This is a genomic window from Mesorhizobium sp. LNHC209A00 (genome assembly GCF_000502915.1).
Lineage (GTDB): Bacteria > Pseudomonadota > Alphaproteobacteria > Rhizobiales > Rhizobiaceae > Mesorhizobium.
In genome coordinates this window covers 713371-731424 of the sequence record NZ_AYWT01000002.1, presented here as the reverse complement: position 1 = coordinate 731424, position 18054 = coordinate 713371, and the positions used below count along the sequence as shown (strand labels likewise).

Here is an 18054-nt window from a genome sequence, read left to right as displayed (position 1 = left end):
CGGCCTACATCATGCCGAAACCGCTACAGGGCCCTGGTTTTCGGCTCTGTGTTCGACCCAGACATGGACCGGTTCGTCCCGGCCGCGGATGCTCACCGGTCCATGATCGCGCGCATTCAACTGTGTCGTGGGCGATTCCGCCTTCGCGGCCTCGATCAGTCGTGATCCAAAACAGATATTCGCCTGAACCTCACGGCACAGCGACTGCAAACGGCTGGCGACGTTGACGGTGTCGCCCACCACCGCGAAGGACAGATTGCGCTCGCTGCCGACAGCGCCGATGACGACTGCGCCGTATTGTGCACCGATCCGAACGTCCAACGGCGGATATCCCCTGGACACACGCTGCACATTCCAGTCTTCGAGAGCGGCGATCATCGCTTCAGCGCACTGAATGGCGCGAGTCGCGTCGTCATGGCTGGCTTGCGGAACCCCGAATGTCGCCATGATGCAATCGCCGATATAGTTATCGACGGTGCCGTGGTGGTCGAAAATAACCTGCTCCATGCGACGGTGGAACTGACGCAGAAGTTCAAACACTGCTTCGGCCGGATGATCCTCGGAATAATGTGTGAAGCCGACGATGTCGGCGAACAGCACCGCGATATTCTGCCGGCGGACCGGGCCGAAGGGCTCGTCATCCGTGGCGAGCTGGTCGACGACGTTGGGCGAAAAATGCCGGGCAAGATTGGCGCGGGCACGCTCTGCCTTGACATAGTCCTCCGACAGACGTCGGGAACGAGAGACGACCAGCGCCATGATCGCGCCGATAATCAGCACAACCAACACATTGGTCGCCTGCGCGAACGTATCGACGAAATTGGGGTTGAGATAGAGCCTCAACCGCTCTGTCATCGGCAGCGAATAGAGGTTCGTCGCCGGAATGACGGTTCCCGGATGAAAAATCACCCATCCCACCCCGATCGCCCACGTCAAGGCTGCGAGCGCGCCGAGATAGAGCGCCAATCGTGTCGAAAGGGTCAGCGCGCCAAGGCACACGAAAATCAGCAGGAATTTGAAGCTGCCCTCGCGCAGTTGCATTGCGGCCGGCACCACCTCCGCGGAAAACGGGTTGGGCGTTACCAGCAGAATGGTCAACAGAATGATGTCAAGCGTACCGACGAGGTAACCGATCCACCATGGCCCCGTGCGACGGCGCACAAGAAGAAACTGGATCAGGCCGACGAGCTGGAACAGCACGAGGCCCGCCAGCACGAAGAGCAGTGAGGCATCCCAGCGGCTGATCAATGAAAAGAAGCAGGAGATCACAGCGAGCGATGCCGTACGCGCCCAGAACTGCAATGCAGCACCCTGGCGTTCTGCGCGCTCCCGCAAATTCTTCAGGCGCGAATAGCGGCGAAGTTCAAGTGTCGGTGAGGTCGGCATAGCATCACTTCGATTTCACGGGGACGAGTCACGCATTCGGCAAACTCGCCTAATACAGTCTGGCCCGCCTACTACAGTCTGGCAAATCAGTGTGCGAATTCTATCATGAATGTTGGTGCCGGATCTGTTCTATCCCAACGCGCCCTACCGGCGCGGTCGGTATCGCGGGCCGCGTGGCTGGTCCGGGCGGCCAGCCGGTGGCGAATGGTGGCAGTCGGCGCCGCGGGAGCGGTGCGCGACAAGCTCAGCCGCCAGGTGCAGCCAGGCTCGGGATGATTGGTCAGGCCGGCAGGGGGTGGCGTTTTGCAGGAGCGGCGGGCTGGGCGCCGGCATCGCGCGGATGCGGGCCGATCGGCATGATCGCGGGAAACGGCGTCGCCCCGAAGGCAAACGTCCATTTGTAACCGGTGAGCCCGTCCTCGGGCGTCGTATGCTGGTCGTGATGGGCGAGCAGTTTGGCGCGCTCGGCCAGCTCCTCCGCCTCGCGCCGCACCATCTCCGCCGTCTCCGGACGCATCCGCCTGGAGAAGCTGACGAAGGTCGCCCCCTTATCGATATGGCTGATGGCCCAGCCGATGAAATTCTTGTTGGTCATCTCGAACAGCGGCCTGAGTGGCCCCTCGAAATTCCACTGGATCGGCGTTTCGACCAGCAATTTCGCCGACAGGCCACGGCCAAGCGCGATCAGGCCGAGCTGCTCGAGGTCGCGCAGATAGAGGAACATCGAGGCCTCGCTCAGGCCTTGCGAACGCATGATGCCTTCAGGCGTGAATTTCTCCGAGAGCATGACGAAGATGAACAGCAACGCCGGCCGGCCGGCGAGCCGGCGCTCGATCTCGGGCGCGATGTGGTTGACCGGCCCCGGCCCGCGGTTCATCGAGCCGAGCACGTTGTCCAGCTCGACACCGGCGGCGGCACAGATATCCACCAGCCGGTCGAGCTTGCAGTTCTTCTCGTGGAAGATGCGCTTCACCGTCGGCTCGGAAATGCCCATGCGCTCGGCAAGCTCACGATAGGTGACACCTTTCGCCTTCAGCGTCCGCTTCAGCGCCTCGAAGATCAGAGCGTTCATGGGATGCACCTCTTGCCGGCATTTTAGTATCGATATTCGAGACTAGCGGTAATCGAGCTTCCGGAAAAGTATCAAAGACACTAGCTACCCGCCTGTCATCACAGGAGAACAGCCATGAACCGTTTCATCCTCCCAGCCTTTGCCGCCATCATCGGCATCGCCACCGCACCCGCCGTCCGGGCCGGCGAACTCTGGCGCGCCACGGGCCTCGAACAACCGGAATCGGCGCTGTTCGATGCCGCCAACAATCGCATCATCGTCTCCAACATATCAGGCAATCCGGGCGAAGCTGACGGCAACGGCTATCTCAGCCTGCTGTCGCTGGACGGCAAGACGGTCACCCAGCATTGGACCGACGGCATGGACGCGCCCAAGGGCATGGCGATAGCGGGCGGCAGGCTCTATGTCGCCGACATCACCAAGATCCGCGTCGTCGATCTGGCCAGCGGCAGGCTGATCGCCAGCATCGCGGTGCCGAATGCGGTCTTCCTCAACGACATGACCTCGGACCAGACGGGCAAGGTCTATGTCAGCGACATGCTGGCCGAGACGATCTATCGCATCGACGGCGACAAACCGGAGCTGTTCGCCAGGGATGCGTTGCTGGCTTCACCCAACGGCGTCTTCGCCGATGGCGACAGGCTGATCGTCGCCTCCTGGGGCAAGGGCATCAAGGCGGATTTCAGCACGGCGGAGCCCGGCGGGCTGCTGGCCGTCGACCTCGCCACGAGGAAAATCACGCCTTTGCCCGGCGCGCAGAACTTTGCCGACCTCGACGGCGTCGTCGCCATTGGCGACGCCATCTATGCCACCGCCTACATGACCGGCACGCTCTACCGGTACAAGGCCGGCGGAACCCCGGAAGCGGTGGCGCATTTCAAGCCCGGCAGCGCCGACATCGGCACCGACGGCAAGTCGATCCTCTATGTGCCGCTGATGAGCGAGGGCGAAGTGGCGGCATTGAAGCTCGACTGAGCACCGGCGCTTCGGGGTCGATCCATGCGACCCATGCTAACAGCCGTGGAATGGACCGTGCTCCGACGGTCGATCCCACGGTAATGGTCAAGGAGGATTGCCATGGACGACCGGGAAATCAGGGCGGCCCTGGATCGCCACTGGGCCGCCTCCGATGCCGGTGACTTCGAGGCCGAACACGAGATCTACCGGGAGGATGCGGTGCTCGACTATCCGCAATCGGGCGAGCGCATCCGCGGCCGGCGCGACATCCAGTCGTCGCGCGCCGCGCAGCCGGACCGCAAGCGCTTCAGCGTGCGGCGGATCACCGGCGCCGGTAACCTCTTGGTCACCGAATATGTGCTGACCTATGACGGGCGGCCCTCCTATACGGTCAGCATCATGGAGTTCCTTGACGGCAAGGTCGCCCGCGAGACGCAGTATTTCGGCGATCCGTTCGAGCCGGGAGCTTCGCGGGCGCAATGGGTCGAGCGGATGCCGTGAGTCACGGGGAGGATCATCAGCCGCTCGCCCGCTCCGAGCTGCCGGACGATACGGCCGCCCTCGCCCGGTTTCTCGTCGGCAAGCTGGTGGTGCGCGACTTGCCCGAAGGCAGGGTCAGCGGCCGCATCGTCGAGACGGAAGCCTATGTCGTCGGTGACGCGGCCGGGCACGGCTTTCGAGGGATGACGCAGCGCAACCGGTCGCTGTTTCTCGAAGCCGGGCACGCCTATGTCTACCTCGCCTATGGCACCTCCTTCATGCTGAATGTCTCGAGCGAGACGCCAGGGGTGGGGACCGGTGTGCTGATCCGGGCGCTGGAACCGCTGGAAGGCGTCGCGATCATGCGGCTGAACCGAGGCGTCGAGCGCCTGCGCGACTTGGCGCGGGGGCCCGGAAGGCTGGCCGCGGCGTTGCGGATAGATCGTTCGCTCGACGGGATCGACCTGTGCCGGGAAGGCCCGCTGTGGCTCGCCCACGATGAATGTGAGCCCTGTGCGATCGGACAGGGCATCAGGATCGGCATTTCGAAGGACGCCGACCGCCTGCTGCGGTTCTACGTCAGGGAAAGTCCGTTCGTCAGCGGCCCGGCATCGCTCAATCGTTGAGAGACAGCTGCTCCGCCCCTTGTTTCCCCGCCAATTGGCCCCGCGCGTCGCGGATCGACGCGGCATAGGTCACCAGCGGCGGCTTGACGCCGTGGTTGATCAGCATGCGCCGGATCTGCGGCGAGGCGCCCGAGATGATGAAGCGCACGCCGGCGCGCCCCGCCTTGTGGGCCGCGCTTTCGATGACATTGGCCGCCGTCGAATCGAAAAGCGGCACGGCCGAACAGTCGAGCACGAAGTTGCGGCGCTGGTCGGCGATGCGGTCGAGCACGCTGCCGACGGTGGACGCGGCACCGAAGAAGAAGGCGCCCGAGATGCGGTAGACGACGGTGTCGGCGTCGCTTGCCTCCGCGGAATCATAGGCGCGGGCGCCGCCGACGCTGTCGGCGACGTCGTCCTGCGCCAGGTCCGCCTCGACCGCGACGGACTTGGCCATGCGGCCGATGAACAGGATCGAGCCGAGCGCGAAGCCGACGACGATGCCTTCGGTGAGATCGCGGAAGACGACGATGAGGAAGGTCGCCATCAGCACCAGCGCATCGCCGCGCGATGCCATGAGCAGCGTGGCGAAGGCTTGTTTCTCGACCATGTTCCAGCAGACCACCGCCAGGACGCCGGCAAGGGCCGCGAGCGGGATGTAGCTGGCAAGCGGCGCCGCCACCAGCATCAGCACCAGCAGGATTCCCGAATGGACCATGCCCGAGACCGGGCCGTGCGCGCCGGCCCGCACATTGGTGGCGGTGCGGGCGATGGTGCCGGTGGCGCAGATGCCGCCGAACAAAGCCGACGCGACGTTGGCGAAGCCCTGCGCCACCAACTCGCAATTCGAGCGGTGCCGCCGGCCCGTCATGCCGTCGGCGACGACGGCCGACAGCAGCGATTCGATGGCGCCGAGCAGCGCGAACGCGATGGCGTCCGGCAAGACGTCGAGCATCCTGCCGAAGCTGACGGGTGGCATGCCAGGCCATTCCAGGCTGCGCGGAATGCCGCCATAGCGCGTGCCGATCGTCTCGGCCGGCAACGCCAACAGCGCCACGACCAGCGAGGCGAGCCCGATGGCGATCAACATGGCCGGCCATTTCGGCCGCCAGCGCTTCAGGAAGACGATGGTCGCGATGGTCAGCGCCGCCACGGCGGTCGCCGCGAGGTTGATCGTGCCGGCTGCTTCGCCAAGCTCGATCAGCTTGGGCACGAACGGTCCGGGCTCCCGGCCCGGCAAGGTCAGCCCGAACAGTTCGACGATCTGGCCGGAGAAGATGATGACGGCGATGCCGGCGGTGAAGCCGACAGTGACCGGATAGGGAATGAACTTGATGTAAGTGCCGAGTCGGAGATAGCCGATAGCAAGCAGGAACACACCGGCCATCATCGTCGCCAGCAGCAGGCCGTCAACGCCGACGCGCGCCACCGTCGCCGCCACCAGCACGATGAAGGCGCCGGCCGGCCCGCCGATCTGGAAGCGGCTGCCGCCCAAGGCCGAGATGATGAAGCCGCCGACGATGGAAGTGTAGAGGCCTCGCTCCGGCGTCACGCCAGAAGCGATCGCGATCGCCATCGACAGCGGCAGCGCGACGATGGCGACAGTCAGCCCGGCGATGACGTCGGCCTTGAAATGCGGCAGGCGGTAGCCCTCCCGCCAGACGGTCACCAACTTCGGCGTGAACAGCTCGGAGAATGTCGGCTTCACCGCCTGATGCACTGCCTGACGCGCTTGATCCATGAACTGCCCCTGCAAAAGGCGGCGGGATCGTCGGCAGGACTGTCGGCGGTCGCCGTCGCGATTTATTCCGGCTCAGCCTTGGGTTCCGGCGGCATGGCGGGCTTGAGGCGCACGCCCCTGCCGCCGCGCTCGCTGGCCTGGTTCTCGCCGATCAGTTCCACCCCGGCTTCGTCGAGAGCCTGGATGACCTTCATCAGCGTATCGACCACGCCCCTGACCACGCCGCCGCTCGCCTCCATGCGCTGGATGGTGGGAAGCGAGACGCCGGCGCGCTCGGCGAGCGTCCTCTGGTCGATGCCGGCCAGCGCCCTTGCGGCGCGCATCTGCGCGGCAGTGATCATCGGCCGGAATCCCCGTCTGAGCCTGCTGACATAACGTATAATACCATTATTATCATGTTTCAAGCATCATTAATGAAGTTTTAGACGTAACCACTGCCGGCTAATATCCATTTTCTTCGGTACTCACCAAGGATTTCGGGTAGGGTGGTGCAACAGAGGCAGGGGGTACGCGGGTGAACGTTTTCAAGACCTTGGTGATATCGGCAGGCTTGCTGTCGACGGTTTTGTCGCTGACAGGCTGCGGAGGCCACCTCATCAACAGGTTGATCTGACTCAGTCAGGCTCCTCGCTCACCGCCCTACGCCGTTGCAGAAGCCTCGCCACCAACCAGCATAGCATCGCCCAGGCGAAGCCGGCACACCAGCCCGCCAGCACATCCGACGGCCAGTGGACGCCGAGATAGATGCGGCTGACGCCGACCAGCACTGTCGTCAGCACCGCCAGGAACAGCACGTAGACCTTGGTCGTCCGGCCCGGCAGGAAGCGCGCCGCCAGCGAACCGAGCGTGAGGTAGGTCACCGCCGACAGCATGGCATGGCCGCTCGGGAAGGAAAGCGACATCTCGTCGACGAGATGCGAAACCAGTTCCGGGCGTGGCCGGTCGACGCCGACTTTCAGCAGGCTCGACAGCACCTGGCCGCCCGCCACGGCAACGAACATGAGAAGCGCCGTCGCCGGGCGGCGAATCAACAGCAGATAGATGATCGTCGCCGCCGTGATCAGCACCAGAACACTGGAGCTGCCGAGACTGGTGATATCGCGCATCGCGCCTTCCAGCCATGGCGGACCGATCGGGATCGCCGGTTGACCGGCCCGGCGGAATGCAAGGAGGATTTCGGTATCGAAGGCGTGCGGCGTGGTGGCCCGTGCCACCTCCATCAATTCCTCGAACCCCCACAGCCCACCGGCGATGACCAGGCCGGCCAGCAGCACCGGGAATTCCACCCGGTTGAGCAGAGCCTTCGCGACGTTCTTCATCGGCACCGTTACATCCGCCCTTGCAGATACGGTCCAAGCGTGATCAGCGCGACTGCGGCGATCGCCAGCGCGATGCCGGCCGCCTGCAGCGCGTTGACGCGCTCGCCGAAGAACACCAGCGCAACGACGTTGACCGAAACCAGCTGGATCACCGCCGAAAGGCTGAACGATACCGACATGCCGAATTCGCGGATCAGCCGCAGCATGATCAGATTGCCCAGCGAATAGAGCGCCAGCGTCAGCAGGATCTTGCCCAGGCTGGGCGCCAGTCCCCATTGCTTGGCGGCGGTAGCCGCCAGGAGGAAGATCACCGTCGAAAAGCCGAGCTGCAGAAGTCCCGAAAAACTCAACGTCCCGTCCCCCTTCGAAGCGGCTTTCGCCTGATAGCGCCGACCTTGTTTCCGAAGCGTGCCGGTACGTCAAGCGACGTCGTTCAAACGAGGGTCTTGGCAACCGCGAGGCTGAAGCTCAATGTGCCGCAATCGCCCAGCCTGTCGATAAAAGGGCGGCAAGGGGTTCATGATTCGTATTTTTCAGAACTTGGCGCGGCGCTGGAGCGAGCTTTCCCTTGCTCTGCAATTCGTCGTTGCCGGCGGTTTTGGGCTCCTGGTCGTCATGGTGATCGTCGGGACCTGGGTGACGACGCAGATCCGGGACGGCGTCATTCGCAATTCGGCCGCCACGACGGCGCTCTATGTAGACAGCGTGATCGCGCCGCTGCTGCCCGACCTGCGCAAGAGCGAGGAGCTCAGCGCATCCGTCAAGCAGGCCCTCGACGAGACGCTCGGCCAGGGCGCGCTCGGCAAACGCCTGGCGTCCTTCAGGCTCTGGCGCCGCGACGGCACGATCCTCTATTCGAAGGACCCGGTTTTGACCGGCCGCCGCTTCGACCTGAACGACAATCTGCGTTCTGCCTTCCAGGGCAGCGTCGTTGCCCAGTTCGATACGTTCGACGAGAACGAAGACAAGGAGCGGGCCGCGGGTGTGCCGTTGCTCGAGATCTACAATCCAGTGCGCGAGCCCTGGTCCGGCGAAGTGGTCGCCGTCACCGAATTCTACGAGGTCGCTAGCGATTTCAAGGCGACCCTTGCTTCCGCCCTGCTGTCGAGCTGGCTGGTCGTGGCAGGCACCACCTTGACGGCATTCCTGCTTCTGTCGGGAATTGTCCTGCGCGGCAGCCGCATTATCGACGACCAGCGCGGGGCGCTGCGCCGCCAGGTGGCGGAGCTGCAGGGCCTGGTGACGCAGAACAGCGCCTTGCGGCATCGTGTGCAGCGGGCGTCCCGCCGCGCCACGGCGCTCAACGAAAGATATCTGCGCCGGATCGGCGCCGATCTGCATGACGGCCCTGCCCAGCTCGTGGCGCTGGCCGCGCTGCGCATGGACAGTCCGGTGTTTACCGGCGACGGCCATGGCAGCGAAGGCCGCTCGACCGAGGTCGCCATGATCCGCAAGACGCTGGAGGATGCAATGCGCGAAATACGCGGCATCTGCACCGGTCTGGTCCTGCCGCAGATAGAAACGGCGGCGGCGGCGGACGTTCTGCGGCTGGCCGTCGAGGAGCATGAGCGCCGGACGGGCACATCGGTGACGCTTACGATGCCGAAACATTTGCCGGAGCCTGGCGCTTCTGAGAAGATCAGCATTTATCGCTTCGTGCAGGAGGGGCTGAACAATGCCTACCGCCACGGACGGGGCAAGGATCAGGCGGTGCGTGCAGGCATGAAAAATGGTCGGTTTTTCGTTGAAGTATCGGACGGCGGACCGGGCTTCGATCTGGCGCGGGCAGAGGGGTTGGGCCTTGCCGGTCTCAGGGAGCGGGTTGAAAGCATTGGCGGCCAATTCGAAACACTGACAGGGCCGAAAGGCACGAAGCTGGTGATCCGTCTTTCGGTCGAGGAGCAAGCATGATCGGCGCCATCCGCATTGCCATTGTCGACGATCATCCGCTGTTCCGCGAAGGCGTGACGCGCAGCCTGTCGGAGATCGGCGGCTTCGAGATGGTCGGCGAAGGTGCGACCGCGCAGGACGCGGAGCGCATCGCCTCGACCATGCAGCCCGACATATTGCTCATCGACATTTCCATGCCGGGCGGCGGCCTGGCCGCGGTTGCCAGCATCCTTGCCGACCATCCCGCCCAAAAGATCGTCATGCTGACCGTTTCGGAGGCGAATGCCGATGTGACCAAGGCCTTGAACGCCGGGGTGCTCGGCTATGTCCTCAAAGGTGTCGGATCGCGCGCGCTTGCCGATATCCTGCGCAACGTGGCAACCGGCGAAAGCTATCTTTCGCCGATGCTGTCAGCCCGGCTGCTTTCCGATGTGCAGTCCCTGCAGCCCGCCAACGGGGTCGCGGACCGGCTGCGGCAACTCACCGGCCGGCAGACCGAAATACTGCGGCTGGTGGCGGAGGGACTGAGCAACAAGGAAATCGCCTTGCGCCTGGAGCTGCAGGAGAAGACCGTCAAGCATCACATGACGGGGGTGCTGTCGAAACTCAACGTGCGAAACCGTACTGAAGCGGCCCTCATCATGCGCGAGTTTCGCGACCGCGACAGGGACCGTTCGTAGCCATCGCGGAACGCCGCGAGACGAGGTCACCTCCGCCGGGGGCGGCGGAGGTGACGTGTGAAACTGGTCGTTGCCTGTCGACCAACTTCACAAGGCCGAAATTCAGGGGGCCGAAATTCATGGGGCCGAAATTCATGGGGCCGAAATCCAAATCGCCGAAATTCAAAGCGCCTTGAGCCGGCTGGCATCGGCCGGTGTGGCACGGCGATCGATGATCGTGCGGCCGAGCTTATCCATCATGCTGAAACGGCCGTTCTCGATCTTTTCCGTCAAGCCGTCAGGGTGCTGAACTGTAATCTTGTTGCCGTCCACGTCGACCGTGTCGCCGGTCATGGCGTTGACATGGCTTGTGCTCTGGTCGCCCTGGCCCTGGCTCTTACCCTTTCCGCTATTCCCGCCGCCGCTGTTTCCGCCATTGCCACTGTTGCCGTTGTTGCCGCCACCGTTGCCGTTGTTACCCCCACCACCGTTGCCGCCATTGCCACCGCCATTGCCGCCGCCACCGCCGTTGCCGCCCTTGTCGGCATGTGCGGTCGCGGCATCGAGTCCAGGCACGAAGCCATGGAAGACTATTTCATAGGGAGCGATGGCTAGCGCCAGGACGGCCGCCGATCCGATAGCCAGACGGCAACAACGGGCCGTGATCGATCCACGCATACTGATCTCCGTCGATTGAGCCGGCGTGCCCACCCCAACGTTGCAGTGCAACAACATCGCCGAAAGACGTGGTGGCCGGAAGCGACCCCCGACCGTTGCGTTTGTCCCCCAGGACCTTTGCAGGCGCAAGATCGGACCAAAGTCCCAGGGCGACGCGTGGAGAATCGCCCTCGCGAGTGAGCAGCAGCGGAGATACCATGTCACGAAAATGTGATCAGCCTGCCGTAAGCGGTCGAACAGGCAACAAGCTCCAGCCAAAACCAAGCCAGAGGTTCCCATGACCGAACATCGATCCCCCGACGCCCGATTCCGCACCAGCCTGCTCGAGGAAAACGAGGGCCCCGCCAACAATCCTAGCCAAAACCGCACCATGGGCGAGATCATCGCCGCGCGATTCTCGCGCCGCGGCTTCCTCAAGGGTTCGCTTGCTGTTTCGGCGATCGCCGCCACCGTCAGCCCGCTGGCCATGATCGCCGCCGACGATGCCCGTGCCGCGGAAGGTTCGGCCTTCAAATTCGACGAGCTGGAGGCCGGTATCGACGACAAGCACCACGTCGCGCCCGGCTACGACGCCGACGTTTTGCTGCGCTGGGGCGATCCGCTGTTTGTCGATTCGCCGGAATTCGACCCCACGAAGCAGTCGGCGCAAGCCCAGGCCAGGCAGTTCGGCTACAACAACGACTATGTCGGTTACATCCCGCTCGACGGCTCGGCCGAACATGGCCTGCTGGTGGTCAACCACGAATACACCAACCCGCATCTGATGTTCCCGGGCATCGTCAAGATCGTCGAGAAGGACGGCAAGAAGTCGGCCGAGGTGGCGCCGCTCTCGAAGGAGCAGGTCGATGTCGAGATGGCCGCCCATGGCGGCACCATCGTCGAGATCCGCAAGGAGGGCGGCAAATGGCGGGTGATTCGCGACGGCAAGCTCAACCGCCGCATCACCGCCAACACCGAAATGGCGTTGTCGGGCCCGGTCGCCGGCCATGACCGCGTGAAGACCAATGCCGACCCGTCCGGCGTCAAGGTGTTCGGCACCATCAACAATTGCGCCGGCGGGGTCACGCCCTGGGGCACCTATGTGATGTCCGAGGAGAACATCCATGGCTACTTCTCCGGCGAGCTGCCGGAGGGCCACAAGGAGGCCGCCAACTACAAGCGCCTCGGCATTCCGGAAGGCGCCTATGAATGGGGCGCGCACTATGACCGCTTCAACCTGGCCAAGGAGCCGAACGAGCCCAACCGCTTCGGCTGGATCGTCGAGGTCGATGTCAACGACGCGGCCTCGGTACCGCGCAAGCGCACCGCCATGGGCCGCTTCAAGCATGAGGGCGCCGAATCGATCGTCGCCAAGGATGGTCGCGTGGTCTTCTATCTCGGCGACGACGAGCGCTTCGACTATGTCTACAAGTTCGTCACCAAGGGCATGTTCAACGCCGGCGACCGCGCGGCCAACAAGGATATGCTCGACGACGGCACACTGCATGTCGCAAAATTCGCGGAGGACGGCTCGGTCGAATGGATGCCGATCGTGTTCGGCCACGGCCCGCTGACGGCGGAAAACGGTTTTGCCGGCCAGGCCGACGTGCTGATCGAGACACGCCGCGCCGCCGACCTGCTTGGCGCCACCAAGATGGACCGGCCCGAAGACATCCAGCCCAACGCCGGCAACGGCAAGGTCTATGTCATGCTGACCAACAATTCCAAGCGCAAGGCCGATCAGGTCGACGCCGCCAACCCGCGTGCCGAAAACGCTTTCGGCCACATCATCGAAATCGTCGAGGACGACGGCGACTTCGCCGCCACCAAGGGCAAGTGGGAAGTGCTGCTGAAATGCGGCGACCCGTCGGTGGCCGCCGTCGGCGCCACCTTCTCCACCGCGACGAGCGCCAATGGCTGGTTCGGCATGCCCGACAATTGCGCGGTCGATTCGGCCGGGCGCCTGTGGGTCGCCACCGACGGCCAGGGCCCGAAGGCCACCGGCCGCACGGACGGCCTGTGGGCGGTGGACACGGAAGGATCGGCGCGGGCGACCTCGAGACTGTTCTTCCGGGTGCCGATCGGCGCCGAGATGTGCGGCCCGCAGTTCGCGCCCGACGATCAGACCGCCTTCGTCGCCGTCCAGCATCCGGGTGACGGCGGCGAGGATTGGGAAGCGTTCGGCCGGCCCTCCTATTATGAGGACCTGTCAACCCGCTGGCCCGATTTCAAGCCCGACATGCCGGTGCGGCCGGCGGTGGTCGCCATCACCAAACAGGGTGGCGGCAAGATCGCCATCTGAGGTCAGGCGAGACAAAAAATGAGAGGGGCTCCGGCGATCCGGGGCCCCTCCTTTGTGCGACATCGTATTCAAGCCTCGGGAAAGATTGGAAATTTACACGTGGCGCCCTAGATCGTGATCAGGAGATCATCGCCATGCCCAAGTCGATCTACGACCGTGGCCTGCTCAAACCTGACGAAGTGGCCACCTTGCAACGTGTCTTCGACGAGGCCTGCCGCCGACGGCAAGCGCATCCCGAATCCGCCGAGGCGCGTGAATTGGCGCTCACCTTGCTGGCCCTCTACAATGCCGGCATGGTCGACGAGGAGATGCTGACCGAGGCTGTCGGTTTCCGGCGGCTGGCGCCGAAATCGGCGTGAGGCCGACGGAAAATGTTGTCCTATGCGGTCGCTCAGCGTGATGCGCCGGAGGGGCGGGATGAGCCGGCGATCCGAGCAGCTATCGCCTTGGCCAATATGCCGGCATTGGCAAAGCAGCCGCGGATGCTCGGCCGCATGCCGGTGAACCACAGGCCGGGCAGTTTCGGATCGGCCTGGCCGCCGTTGAAGAGCGGAACGCCCTTGTCGTCGAGCACGCCGAGATTGCCGACCATCCGCTCCAGCCCGGTGCGGTAGCCCGTCGCGGCAATGACGATGTCGGGAGCGATCAAGCTGCCATTGGCCAGGATGACGCCGTCGCGGGTGAACTCCCGTACCCCGGGCACCACCACGATCCTGCCCGATTTGATGGCATCGACGGCGCCATCGTCGGCGGCGATCGCGGTGTAGTCCGAGCTCAGGCGACTGGCGCCGCCGGCGGGCGCGGGTGGCATGCCGAATTTGGTGAGATCGCCGAATACCAGGCGCTGCGTCACCGCCATCACCGCATCGGCGACGCGCAGAGGCAGGCGCGCCATGAGCGGCGAGAGGCGGTGCACGGCGATCTTGCCGACGCGCTTGGGCAAAAGGGCGGGGCCGTTGCGGGCCGACAGCCAGACAGCGGCGGTATCGACACCCGCCAGATGATTGAGTGCGTCGAAGCCCGAATTGCCGGCGCCGACAACCAGAACCTTCTTGCCCGCATAGGCCTGGGCATCGCCAAAATCCGCCGAATGGATGATCCGGCCCGCGAACGCCTGCATGCCCGTCCACTGCGGCGTGAAGGGTTCCCGGTCGCGGCCGGTGGCGACAACGACATGACGCGCCAGGCGCGAGCCGGCGCCGGTGCGCACGAGCCAGTGATCGCCCCTGAACGTGATGGCCTCGACGGAAACGTCAAACTCCACCGGCAGACGGTTCGCCTCATGGAAATCGCTCATATGACGGATGACGACGTCCCGGTGCGGAAAAGCGGGGGTGCCCTTGGGATAGGCAAGGCCGGGCAGCGCCGATAGATCGCGGTGGGTGTTGAGGTGCAGCTGCTCGTGGCGCCGGCGCCAGGGCTCGGCCAGCCGGCTTTCCTTCTCCAGGATCGCCGTCGCCACGCCGGCCTTCATCAAGGCCCTCGCGACGGCCAGCCCGGCGGCGCCGGCGCCAATGACGATCGCCGGCTCGACCGTCTCCGCCTGCTCCACCATCGATCTGCTTGTCGTATCAGCCATTCACTCTCGAATCCCATTCGCCCTCGCGGCAGCCCCTGAAGGCTCGCAGGCCGCTGTAACAGTTTGATCGCGCGCAAGAACCCGAACGGCAACTCGATGCCGATTTTCGATGGTCCCGCGCCGAGGCGGCTTCGCTTCCGGAGCGTTCCACCGCCCGGCGCAAACAGCCGGTCGCGGCACCGCGTCAAAACCACGACATGGAGCGGATTACCCGCTTCTGTCCGAATACATACAACCTATATGGCATATCGGCGACATCGGCGATAATCAGGTCGCGGCAAAGTGATTGATTCGAGGTCCGGGGGCAGGCGGATCTCGTCACGGACGCGGGCATTCGAAACCGGCAACCCGATTTCGGCTTCCCTGCGGAAAATCAAGACGCCGTGGCGCGTCTTGCGTGTCGTCGGACACGTCGCGCCACGGACGGCACGCGGAATCTCGACCATGCCCTCCTTGCGGATCTATTTCGACAACATCCTCGAGGGGGCCTCGCCCAAGGTCGAGCGCCGGGCGCTGACGCATGTCGAACGGCTGGCGCTGGTGCGCCGCCATGGCGGCTTCTCGCTCGCCTATTCCACCGCCGTGCAAAGCAAGCTTTCCTATTTTGGCGATGCCGACGGTTACATCGCCTTCGGCACCAAGATGAAGCATCATTTCGCGCTCGGCGATCCGGTGGCGGCGCCGGATCGGCGGCCCGATTACATCAGACGCTTCGTCGAGAGCGCCGGCGGCCCGTGGTTCGTGCAGATCGGCGAACAGACCGCCCAGGTCCTTGCCGGCCTTGGCTACAAGATCAACCGGCTGGGCATCGACACGCGCCTTGTTCTGCCCGACCATGACTTTTCCGGCAAGCGGAACGAAACGGTGCGTTATTCCGAGCGCTGGCTGCTGAAAAAGGGCTTTTCATTCGAGGAGGACAAACGCACGATCCATCTCGACGAGATCTCCCGGCTGTCTCAAAACTGGCGCGGCGACCGCATCGTCAAGCGATGGGAGATGGGTTTCCTCAACCGACCGTTCTACGATCAGCTCGGCACCGATATGCGCCGTTTCGTGCTGCACGGTCCCGATGGCGATCTGGTCGCCCTGCTCGATTTCGATCCGATGTTCGCCGACGGCAAGGTGATCGGCTACACCACCGCCTTCAAGCGCAAGCATATCGATGCCTCGCCGCATGCCGAGATCGGCCTGACCAAATTCGCCGTCGACCGCTTTCGCGACGAGGGCATTTCGGTGGTGACGCTCGGCCTGTCGCCGCTGGTCGATATCGGCCCGAGCGGATTTTCCGAAAGCGAGTTCTGGCGCAACACCTTCCAGCGCGCCTACGATTCGCCCTGGGTCAACCGCCGCAGGTTCAACCTGCAGGGACAGGCGGCATTCAAGCGCCGCTTCCACGGCGCCGAGGAGCCGGTCTATATCGCCTTTCGCGAGGGGACCTACATCGAGATGCTGGGATTGCTGCGGCTGGTCAAGGCCATTTGAGGCCTCCCCTCACGACTTTAGGGCCGCGTCAGTTCCTCAGCCGGTAGCCGGTCCGGAAGATCCAGGCGACGATCGCGATGCAGACGGCCAGGAACACCAGCGTCATGCCGAGGCTGACGACGACCGAGACATCGGCCTTGCCGTAGAAACTCCAGCGGAAGCCGCTGATCAGGTAGACCACCGGGTTGAACAGCGTGATCGTCTTCCAGATGCCAGGCAGCATGTGGATCGAATAGAAGCTGCCGCCGAGGAAGGTCAGCGGGGTGATGATCAGCAGCGGCACCAGCTGCAGCTGCTCGAAGCTTTTCGCCCAGATGCCGATGATGAAGCCGAACAGGCTGAAGGTCACCGCCGTCAGGATCAGAAAGGCGAGCATCCAGAACGGATGTTCGATGTGCAGCGGCACGAACAGCGAGGCCGTGGCCAGGATGATCAGGCCGAGGATGATCGACTTGGTCGCGGCGCCGCCGACATAGGCGATGACGATCTCCAGGTAGGAGACCGGCGCCGACAAAAGCTCGTAGATCGAACCGACGAATTTCGGGAAATAGATGGCGAATGAGGCGTTGGAGATCGACTGCGTCAACAGCGACAGCATGATCAGTCCCGGCACGATGAAGGCGCCATAGGCGATGCCGTCGATTTCGGTGATGCGCGAGCCGATGGCGGAGCCGAAGACGACGAAATAGAGCGACGTCGAGATGACCGGCGAGATGATGCTCTGCAGCACGGTGCGGAACGCACGCGCCATCTCGACCCGGTAGATCGCCCATACCGCACGCAGGTTCATGGCTCTTGCCTCAGGAGATTGACGAAGATCTCTTCGAGCGAGCTGTTCTTGGTGTCGAGGTCGCGGAACTCGATGCCGGCGGCCTCGAGATCCCTGATCAGCGAGGCGACGCCCGGCCGGTCGCTCTGGTTGTCATAGGTATAGATGAGTTGTGTGCCGTCCGGCGACAGTTCGAGCGCGTAGCGCGAGAGCCCGCCGGGCACGTTGCCTAGCGGCGCGCGCAGCTCCAGCCTCATCTCCTTGCGGCCGAGCTTGCGCATCAGTTCGGCCTTGCCCTCGACCAGGATGATCTCGCCGCGGTTGATGACGCCGACGCGGTCGGCCATGGCCTCGGCTTCCTCGATATAGTGCGTGGTGAGGATGATGGTGACGCCGTCCTCGCGCAGCCGGCGCACCATCGCCCACATGTCCTGGCGCAGCTCGACGTCGACGCCGGCGGTCGGCTCGTCGAGGAACAGGATGCGCGGCTCGTGCGACAGCGCCTTGGCGATCATCAGCCGCCGCTTCATGCCGCCCGACAGCGTGATCGCCTTGGCGTCCTTCTTGTCCCACAGCGAAAGGTCGCGCAGCACCTTCTCGACGAAGGCCGGATTGGCCGGCTTGCCGAACAGGCCGCGGCTGTAATTGACGGTCGCCCAGACGCTCTCGAAGGCGTCGATGGTGAGTTCCTGCGGCACCAGCCCGATCATGCCGCGCGCGGCCCGATAGTCCTTGTTGATGTCATGGCCATCGACGGTGACGGTGCCCGACGAGCGGTTGACGATGCCGCAGACGATCGAGATCAGCGTCGTCTTGCCGGCGCCGTTGGGGCCGAGCAGCGCGAAGATCTCGCCGCGTTCTATGTCGAGGCTGACTTCCTTGAGCGCGGTGAAGCCGGTGGCGTAGGTCTTGGAGACCCCGGAAATGGACAATATGGAGGGCATGGTTGAAAACGGCTGCCTGAAAGAGGTGACTTGATATAGGCCTGTTGTCGCCCGGTGCAACCGCAAGTCCATGCCCTGCTGCCAGTTCTGGACATCGAAGCTCGAGGCTGGCCAGGAATGCGCCGCGTCTATCCGGAAAATTGTCCTGCGGCGTTCAGCCTCGCGGCAGGACGCCGCTTTGACCTGACCCTGCTTCGGGCCTATCCTTCGCC

Annotated in this window: 18 protein-coding genes; 8 read left to right on the top strand and 10 right to left on the bottom strand. The window is 64.1% G+C overall.

Going from position 1 to position 18054, the window contains the following annotated elements; translation table 11 throughout:
• Nucleotides 1-9: 9 nt before the first annotated feature.
• The gene (locus X739_RS159090) at nucleotides 10-1386 is read right to left on the bottom strand and encodes an adenylate/guanylate cyclase domain-containing protein (protein ID WP_023782008.1); all 1377 of its coding nucleotides are present in this window, start codon (nucleotides 1384-1386) and stop codon (nucleotides 10-12) included.
• A 280-nt stretch (nucleotides 1387-1666) separates the two neighbouring features.
• Complete coding sequence (locus X739_RS159095) at nucleotides 1667-2458, bottom strand: helix-turn-helix transcriptional regulator (RefSeq protein WP_023771983.1); 792 nt, start codon at nucleotides 2456-2458, stop codon at nucleotides 1667-1669.
• A 114-nt stretch (nucleotides 2459-2572) separates the two neighbouring features.
• Here X739_RS159095 and X739_RS159100 point away from each other — a divergent pair, with 114 nt between their 5' ends.
• From X739_RS159100 to X739_RS159110, 3 genes are all read left to right on the top strand, one after another.
• Nucleotides 2573-3433, top strand: coding sequence for an ATP/GTP-binding protein (locus X739_RS159100; RefSeq protein WP_023793413.1), 861 nt, complete (start codon nucleotides 2573-2575; stop codon nucleotides 3431-3433).
• Between the two features lie 102 nt (nucleotides 3434-3535).
• A complete protein-coding gene (locus X739_RS159105; protein ID WP_023793411.1) occupies nucleotides 3536-3916 on the top strand; it encodes a nuclear transport factor 2 family protein in 381 nt (126 codons plus the stop codon).
• On the top strand, nucleotides 3895-4521 hold the full coding sequence (locus X739_RS159110) for a DNA-3-methyladenine glycosylase (RefSeq protein ID WP_023771986.1): 627 nt from the start codon (nucleotides 3895-3897) through the stop codon (nucleotides 4519-4521). The genes X739_RS159105 and X739_RS159110 overlap by 22 nt, the downstream gene beginning before the upstream one ends.
• Here X739_RS159110 and X739_RS159115 read toward each other — a convergent pair.
• The 4 genes from X739_RS159115 to X739_RS159130 all read right to left on the bottom strand — a co-directional run bounded on the left by X739_RS159115 (nucleotide 4511) and on the right by X739_RS159130 (nucleotide 7910).
• The gene (locus X739_RS159115; RefSeq protein ID WP_023793408.1) at nucleotides 4511-6241 is read right to left on the bottom strand and encodes a SulP family inorganic anion transporter; all 1731 of its coding nucleotides are present in this window, start codon (nucleotides 6239-6241) and stop codon (nucleotides 4511-4513) included. The two genes, X739_RS159110 and X739_RS159115, sit on opposite strands and share 11 nt — an antisense overlap.
• A gap of 62 nt (nucleotides 6242-6303) precedes the next feature.
• Complete coding sequence (locus X739_RS159120) at nucleotides 6304-6582, bottom strand: helix-turn-helix transcriptional regulator (RefSeq protein ID WP_023771988.1); 279 nt, start codon at nucleotides 6580-6582, stop codon at nucleotides 6304-6306.
• Nucleotides 6583-6855: 273 nt separating this feature from the next.
• Entirely contained in the window at nucleotides 6856-7560 is a 705-nt protein-coding gene (locus X739_RS159125) for a phosphatase PAP2 family protein (RefSeq protein ID WP_023793405.1), read from the bottom strand.
• An 8-nt stretch (nucleotides 7561-7568) separates the two neighbouring features.
• A complete protein-coding gene (locus X739_RS159130) occupies nucleotides 7569-7910 on the bottom strand; it encodes a hypothetical protein (protein WP_015314759.1) in 342 nt (113 codons plus the stop codon).
• A gap of 169 nt (nucleotides 7911-8079) precedes the next feature.
• On the opposite strand from X739_RS159130, the gene X739_RS159135 reads away from it, so the two are divergent.
• Both X739_RS159135 and X739_RS159140 read left to right on the top strand, forming a co-directional pair.
• Nucleotides 8080-9471, top strand: a complete 1392-nt coding sequence (locus X739_RS159135; protein ID WP_023771990.1) for a sensor histidine kinase — start codon at nucleotides 8080-8082, stop codon at nucleotides 9469-9471.
• A complete protein-coding gene (locus X739_RS159140) occupies nucleotides 9468-10130 on the top strand; it encodes a response regulator transcription factor (protein ID WP_023771991.1) in 663 nt (220 codons plus the stop codon). Before X739_RS159135 ends, X739_RS159140 begins: the two co-directional genes overlap by 4 nt.
• A gap of 162 nt (nucleotides 10131-10292) precedes the next feature.
• On the opposite strand, the gene X739_RS159145 is transcribed toward X739_RS159140, so the two are convergent.
• Nucleotides 10293-10787 (bottom strand): hypothetical protein, encoded by a 495-nt coding sequence (locus X739_RS159145; RefSeq protein ID WP_023793402.1) that lies wholly within the window; start codon nucleotides 10785-10787, stop codon nucleotides 10293-10295.
• A 277-nt stretch (nucleotides 10788-11064) separates the two neighbouring features.
• On the opposite strand from X739_RS159145, the gene X739_RS159150 reads away from it, so the two are divergent.
• The gene (locus tag X739_RS159150) at nucleotides 11065-13068 is read left to right on the top strand and encodes a PhoX family phosphatase (protein WP_023793399.1); all 2004 of its coding nucleotides are present in this window, start codon (nucleotides 11065-11067) and stop codon (nucleotides 13066-13068) included.
• A 134-nt stretch (nucleotides 13069-13202) separates the two neighbouring features.
• Entirely contained in the window at nucleotides 13203-13427 is a 225-nt protein-coding gene (locus X739_RS159155; RefSeq protein WP_023793397.1) for a hypothetical protein, read from the top strand.
• 32 nt (nucleotides 13428-13459) lie between these two features.
• Here the strand turns inward: X739_RS159155 and X739_RS159160 are convergent, their stop codons facing one another.
• On the bottom strand, nucleotides 13460-14647 hold the full coding sequence (locus tag X739_RS159160; protein ID WP_023793395.1) for an NAD(P)/FAD-dependent oxidoreductase: 1188 nt from the start codon (nucleotides 14645-14647) through the stop codon (nucleotides 13460-13462).
• 444 nt (nucleotides 14648-15091) lie between these two features.
• Between X739_RS159160 and X739_RS159165 the strand changes: the two genes are divergently transcribed.
• Nucleotides 15092-16129: a phosphatidylglycerol lysyltransferase domain-containing protein gene (locus tag X739_RS159165; RefSeq protein ID WP_023782002.1), complete on the top strand. Its 1038-nt coding sequence runs from the start codon at nucleotides 15092-15094 to the stop codon at nucleotides 16127-16129.
• A 28-nt stretch (nucleotides 16130-16157) separates the two neighbouring features.
• Here the strand turns inward: X739_RS159165 and X739_RS159170 are convergent, their stop codons facing one another.
• Both X739_RS159170 and X739_RS159175 read right to left on the bottom strand, forming a co-directional pair.
• Nucleotides 16158-16919, bottom strand: a complete 762-nt coding sequence (locus X739_RS159170) for an ABC transporter permease (protein WP_023771996.1) — start codon at nucleotides 16917-16919, stop codon at nucleotides 16158-16160.
• Nucleotides 16916-17842, bottom strand: a complete 927-nt coding sequence (locus X739_RS159175; protein WP_023782001.1) for an ABC transporter ATP-binding protein — start codon at nucleotides 17840-17842, stop codon at nucleotides 16916-16918. The genes X739_RS159170 and X739_RS159175 overlap by 4 nt, the downstream gene beginning before the upstream one ends.
• Nucleotides 17843-18054: the final 212 nt, after the last annotated feature.

Coding starts and splice junctions, on each gene's coding strand:
- X739_RS159155 (WP_023793397.1), top strand. CDS start 13,203: ATGCCCAAGTCGATCTACGACCGTGGCCTGCTCAAACCTGACGAAGTG.
- X739_RS159110 (WP_023771986.1), top strand. CDS start 3,895: ATGGGTCGAGCGGATGCCGTGAGTCACGGGGAGGATCATCAGCCGCTC.
- X739_RS159095 (WP_023771983.1), bottom strand. CDS start 2,458: ATGAACGCTCTGATCTTCGAGGCGCTGAAGCGGACGCTGAAGGCGAAA.
- X739_RS159135 (WP_023771990.1), top strand. CDS start 8,080: ATGATTCGTATTTTTCAGAACTTGGCGCGGCGCTGGAGCGAGCTTTCC.
- X739_RS159090 (WP_023782008.1), bottom strand. CDS start 1,386: ATGCCGACCTCACCGACACTTGAACTTCGCCGCTATTCGCGCCTGAAG.
- X739_RS159165 (WP_023782002.1), top strand. CDS start 15,092: ATGCCCTCCTTGCGGATCTATTTCGACAACATCCTCGAGGGGGCCTCG.
- X739_RS159145 (WP_023793402.1), bottom strand. CDS start 10,787: ATGCGTGGATCGATCACGGCCCGTTGTTGCCGTCTGGCTATCGGATCG.
- X739_RS159175 (WP_023782001.1), bottom strand. CDS start 17,842: ATGCCCTCCATATTGTCCATTTCCGGGGTCTCCAAGACCTACGCCACC.
- X739_RS159160 (WP_023793395.1), bottom strand. CDS start 14,647: ATGGCTGATACGACAAGCAGATCGATGGTGGAGCAGGCGGAGACGGTC.
- X739_RS159115 (WP_023793408.1), bottom strand. CDS start 6,241: ATGGATCAAGCGCGTCAGGCAGTGCATCAGGCGGTGAAGCCGACATTC.
- X739_RS159140 (WP_023771991.1), top strand. CDS start 9,468: ATGATCGGCGCCATCCGCATTGCCATTGTCGACGATCATCCGCTGTTC.
- X739_RS159150 (WP_023793399.1), top strand. CDS start 11,065: ATGACCGAACATCGATCCCCCGACGCCCGATTCCGCACCAGCCTGCTC.
- X739_RS159120 (WP_023771988.1), bottom strand. CDS start 6,582: ATGATCACTGCCGCGCAGATGCGCGCCGCAAGGGCGCTGGCCGGCATC.
- X739_RS159100 (WP_023793413.1), top strand. CDS start 2,573: ATGAACCGTTTCATCCTCCCAGCCTTTGCCGCCATCATCGGCATCGCC.
- X739_RS159170 (WP_023771996.1), bottom strand. CDS start 16,919: ATGAACCTGCGTGCGGTATGGGCGATCTACCGGGTCGAGATGGCGCGT.
- X739_RS159105 (WP_023793411.1), top strand. CDS start 3,536: ATGGACGACCGGGAAATCAGGGCGGCCCTGGATCGCCACTGGGCCGCC.
- X739_RS159125 (WP_023793405.1), bottom strand. CDS start 7,560: ATGAAGAACGTCGCGAAGGCTCTGCTCAACCGGGTGGAATTCCCGGTG.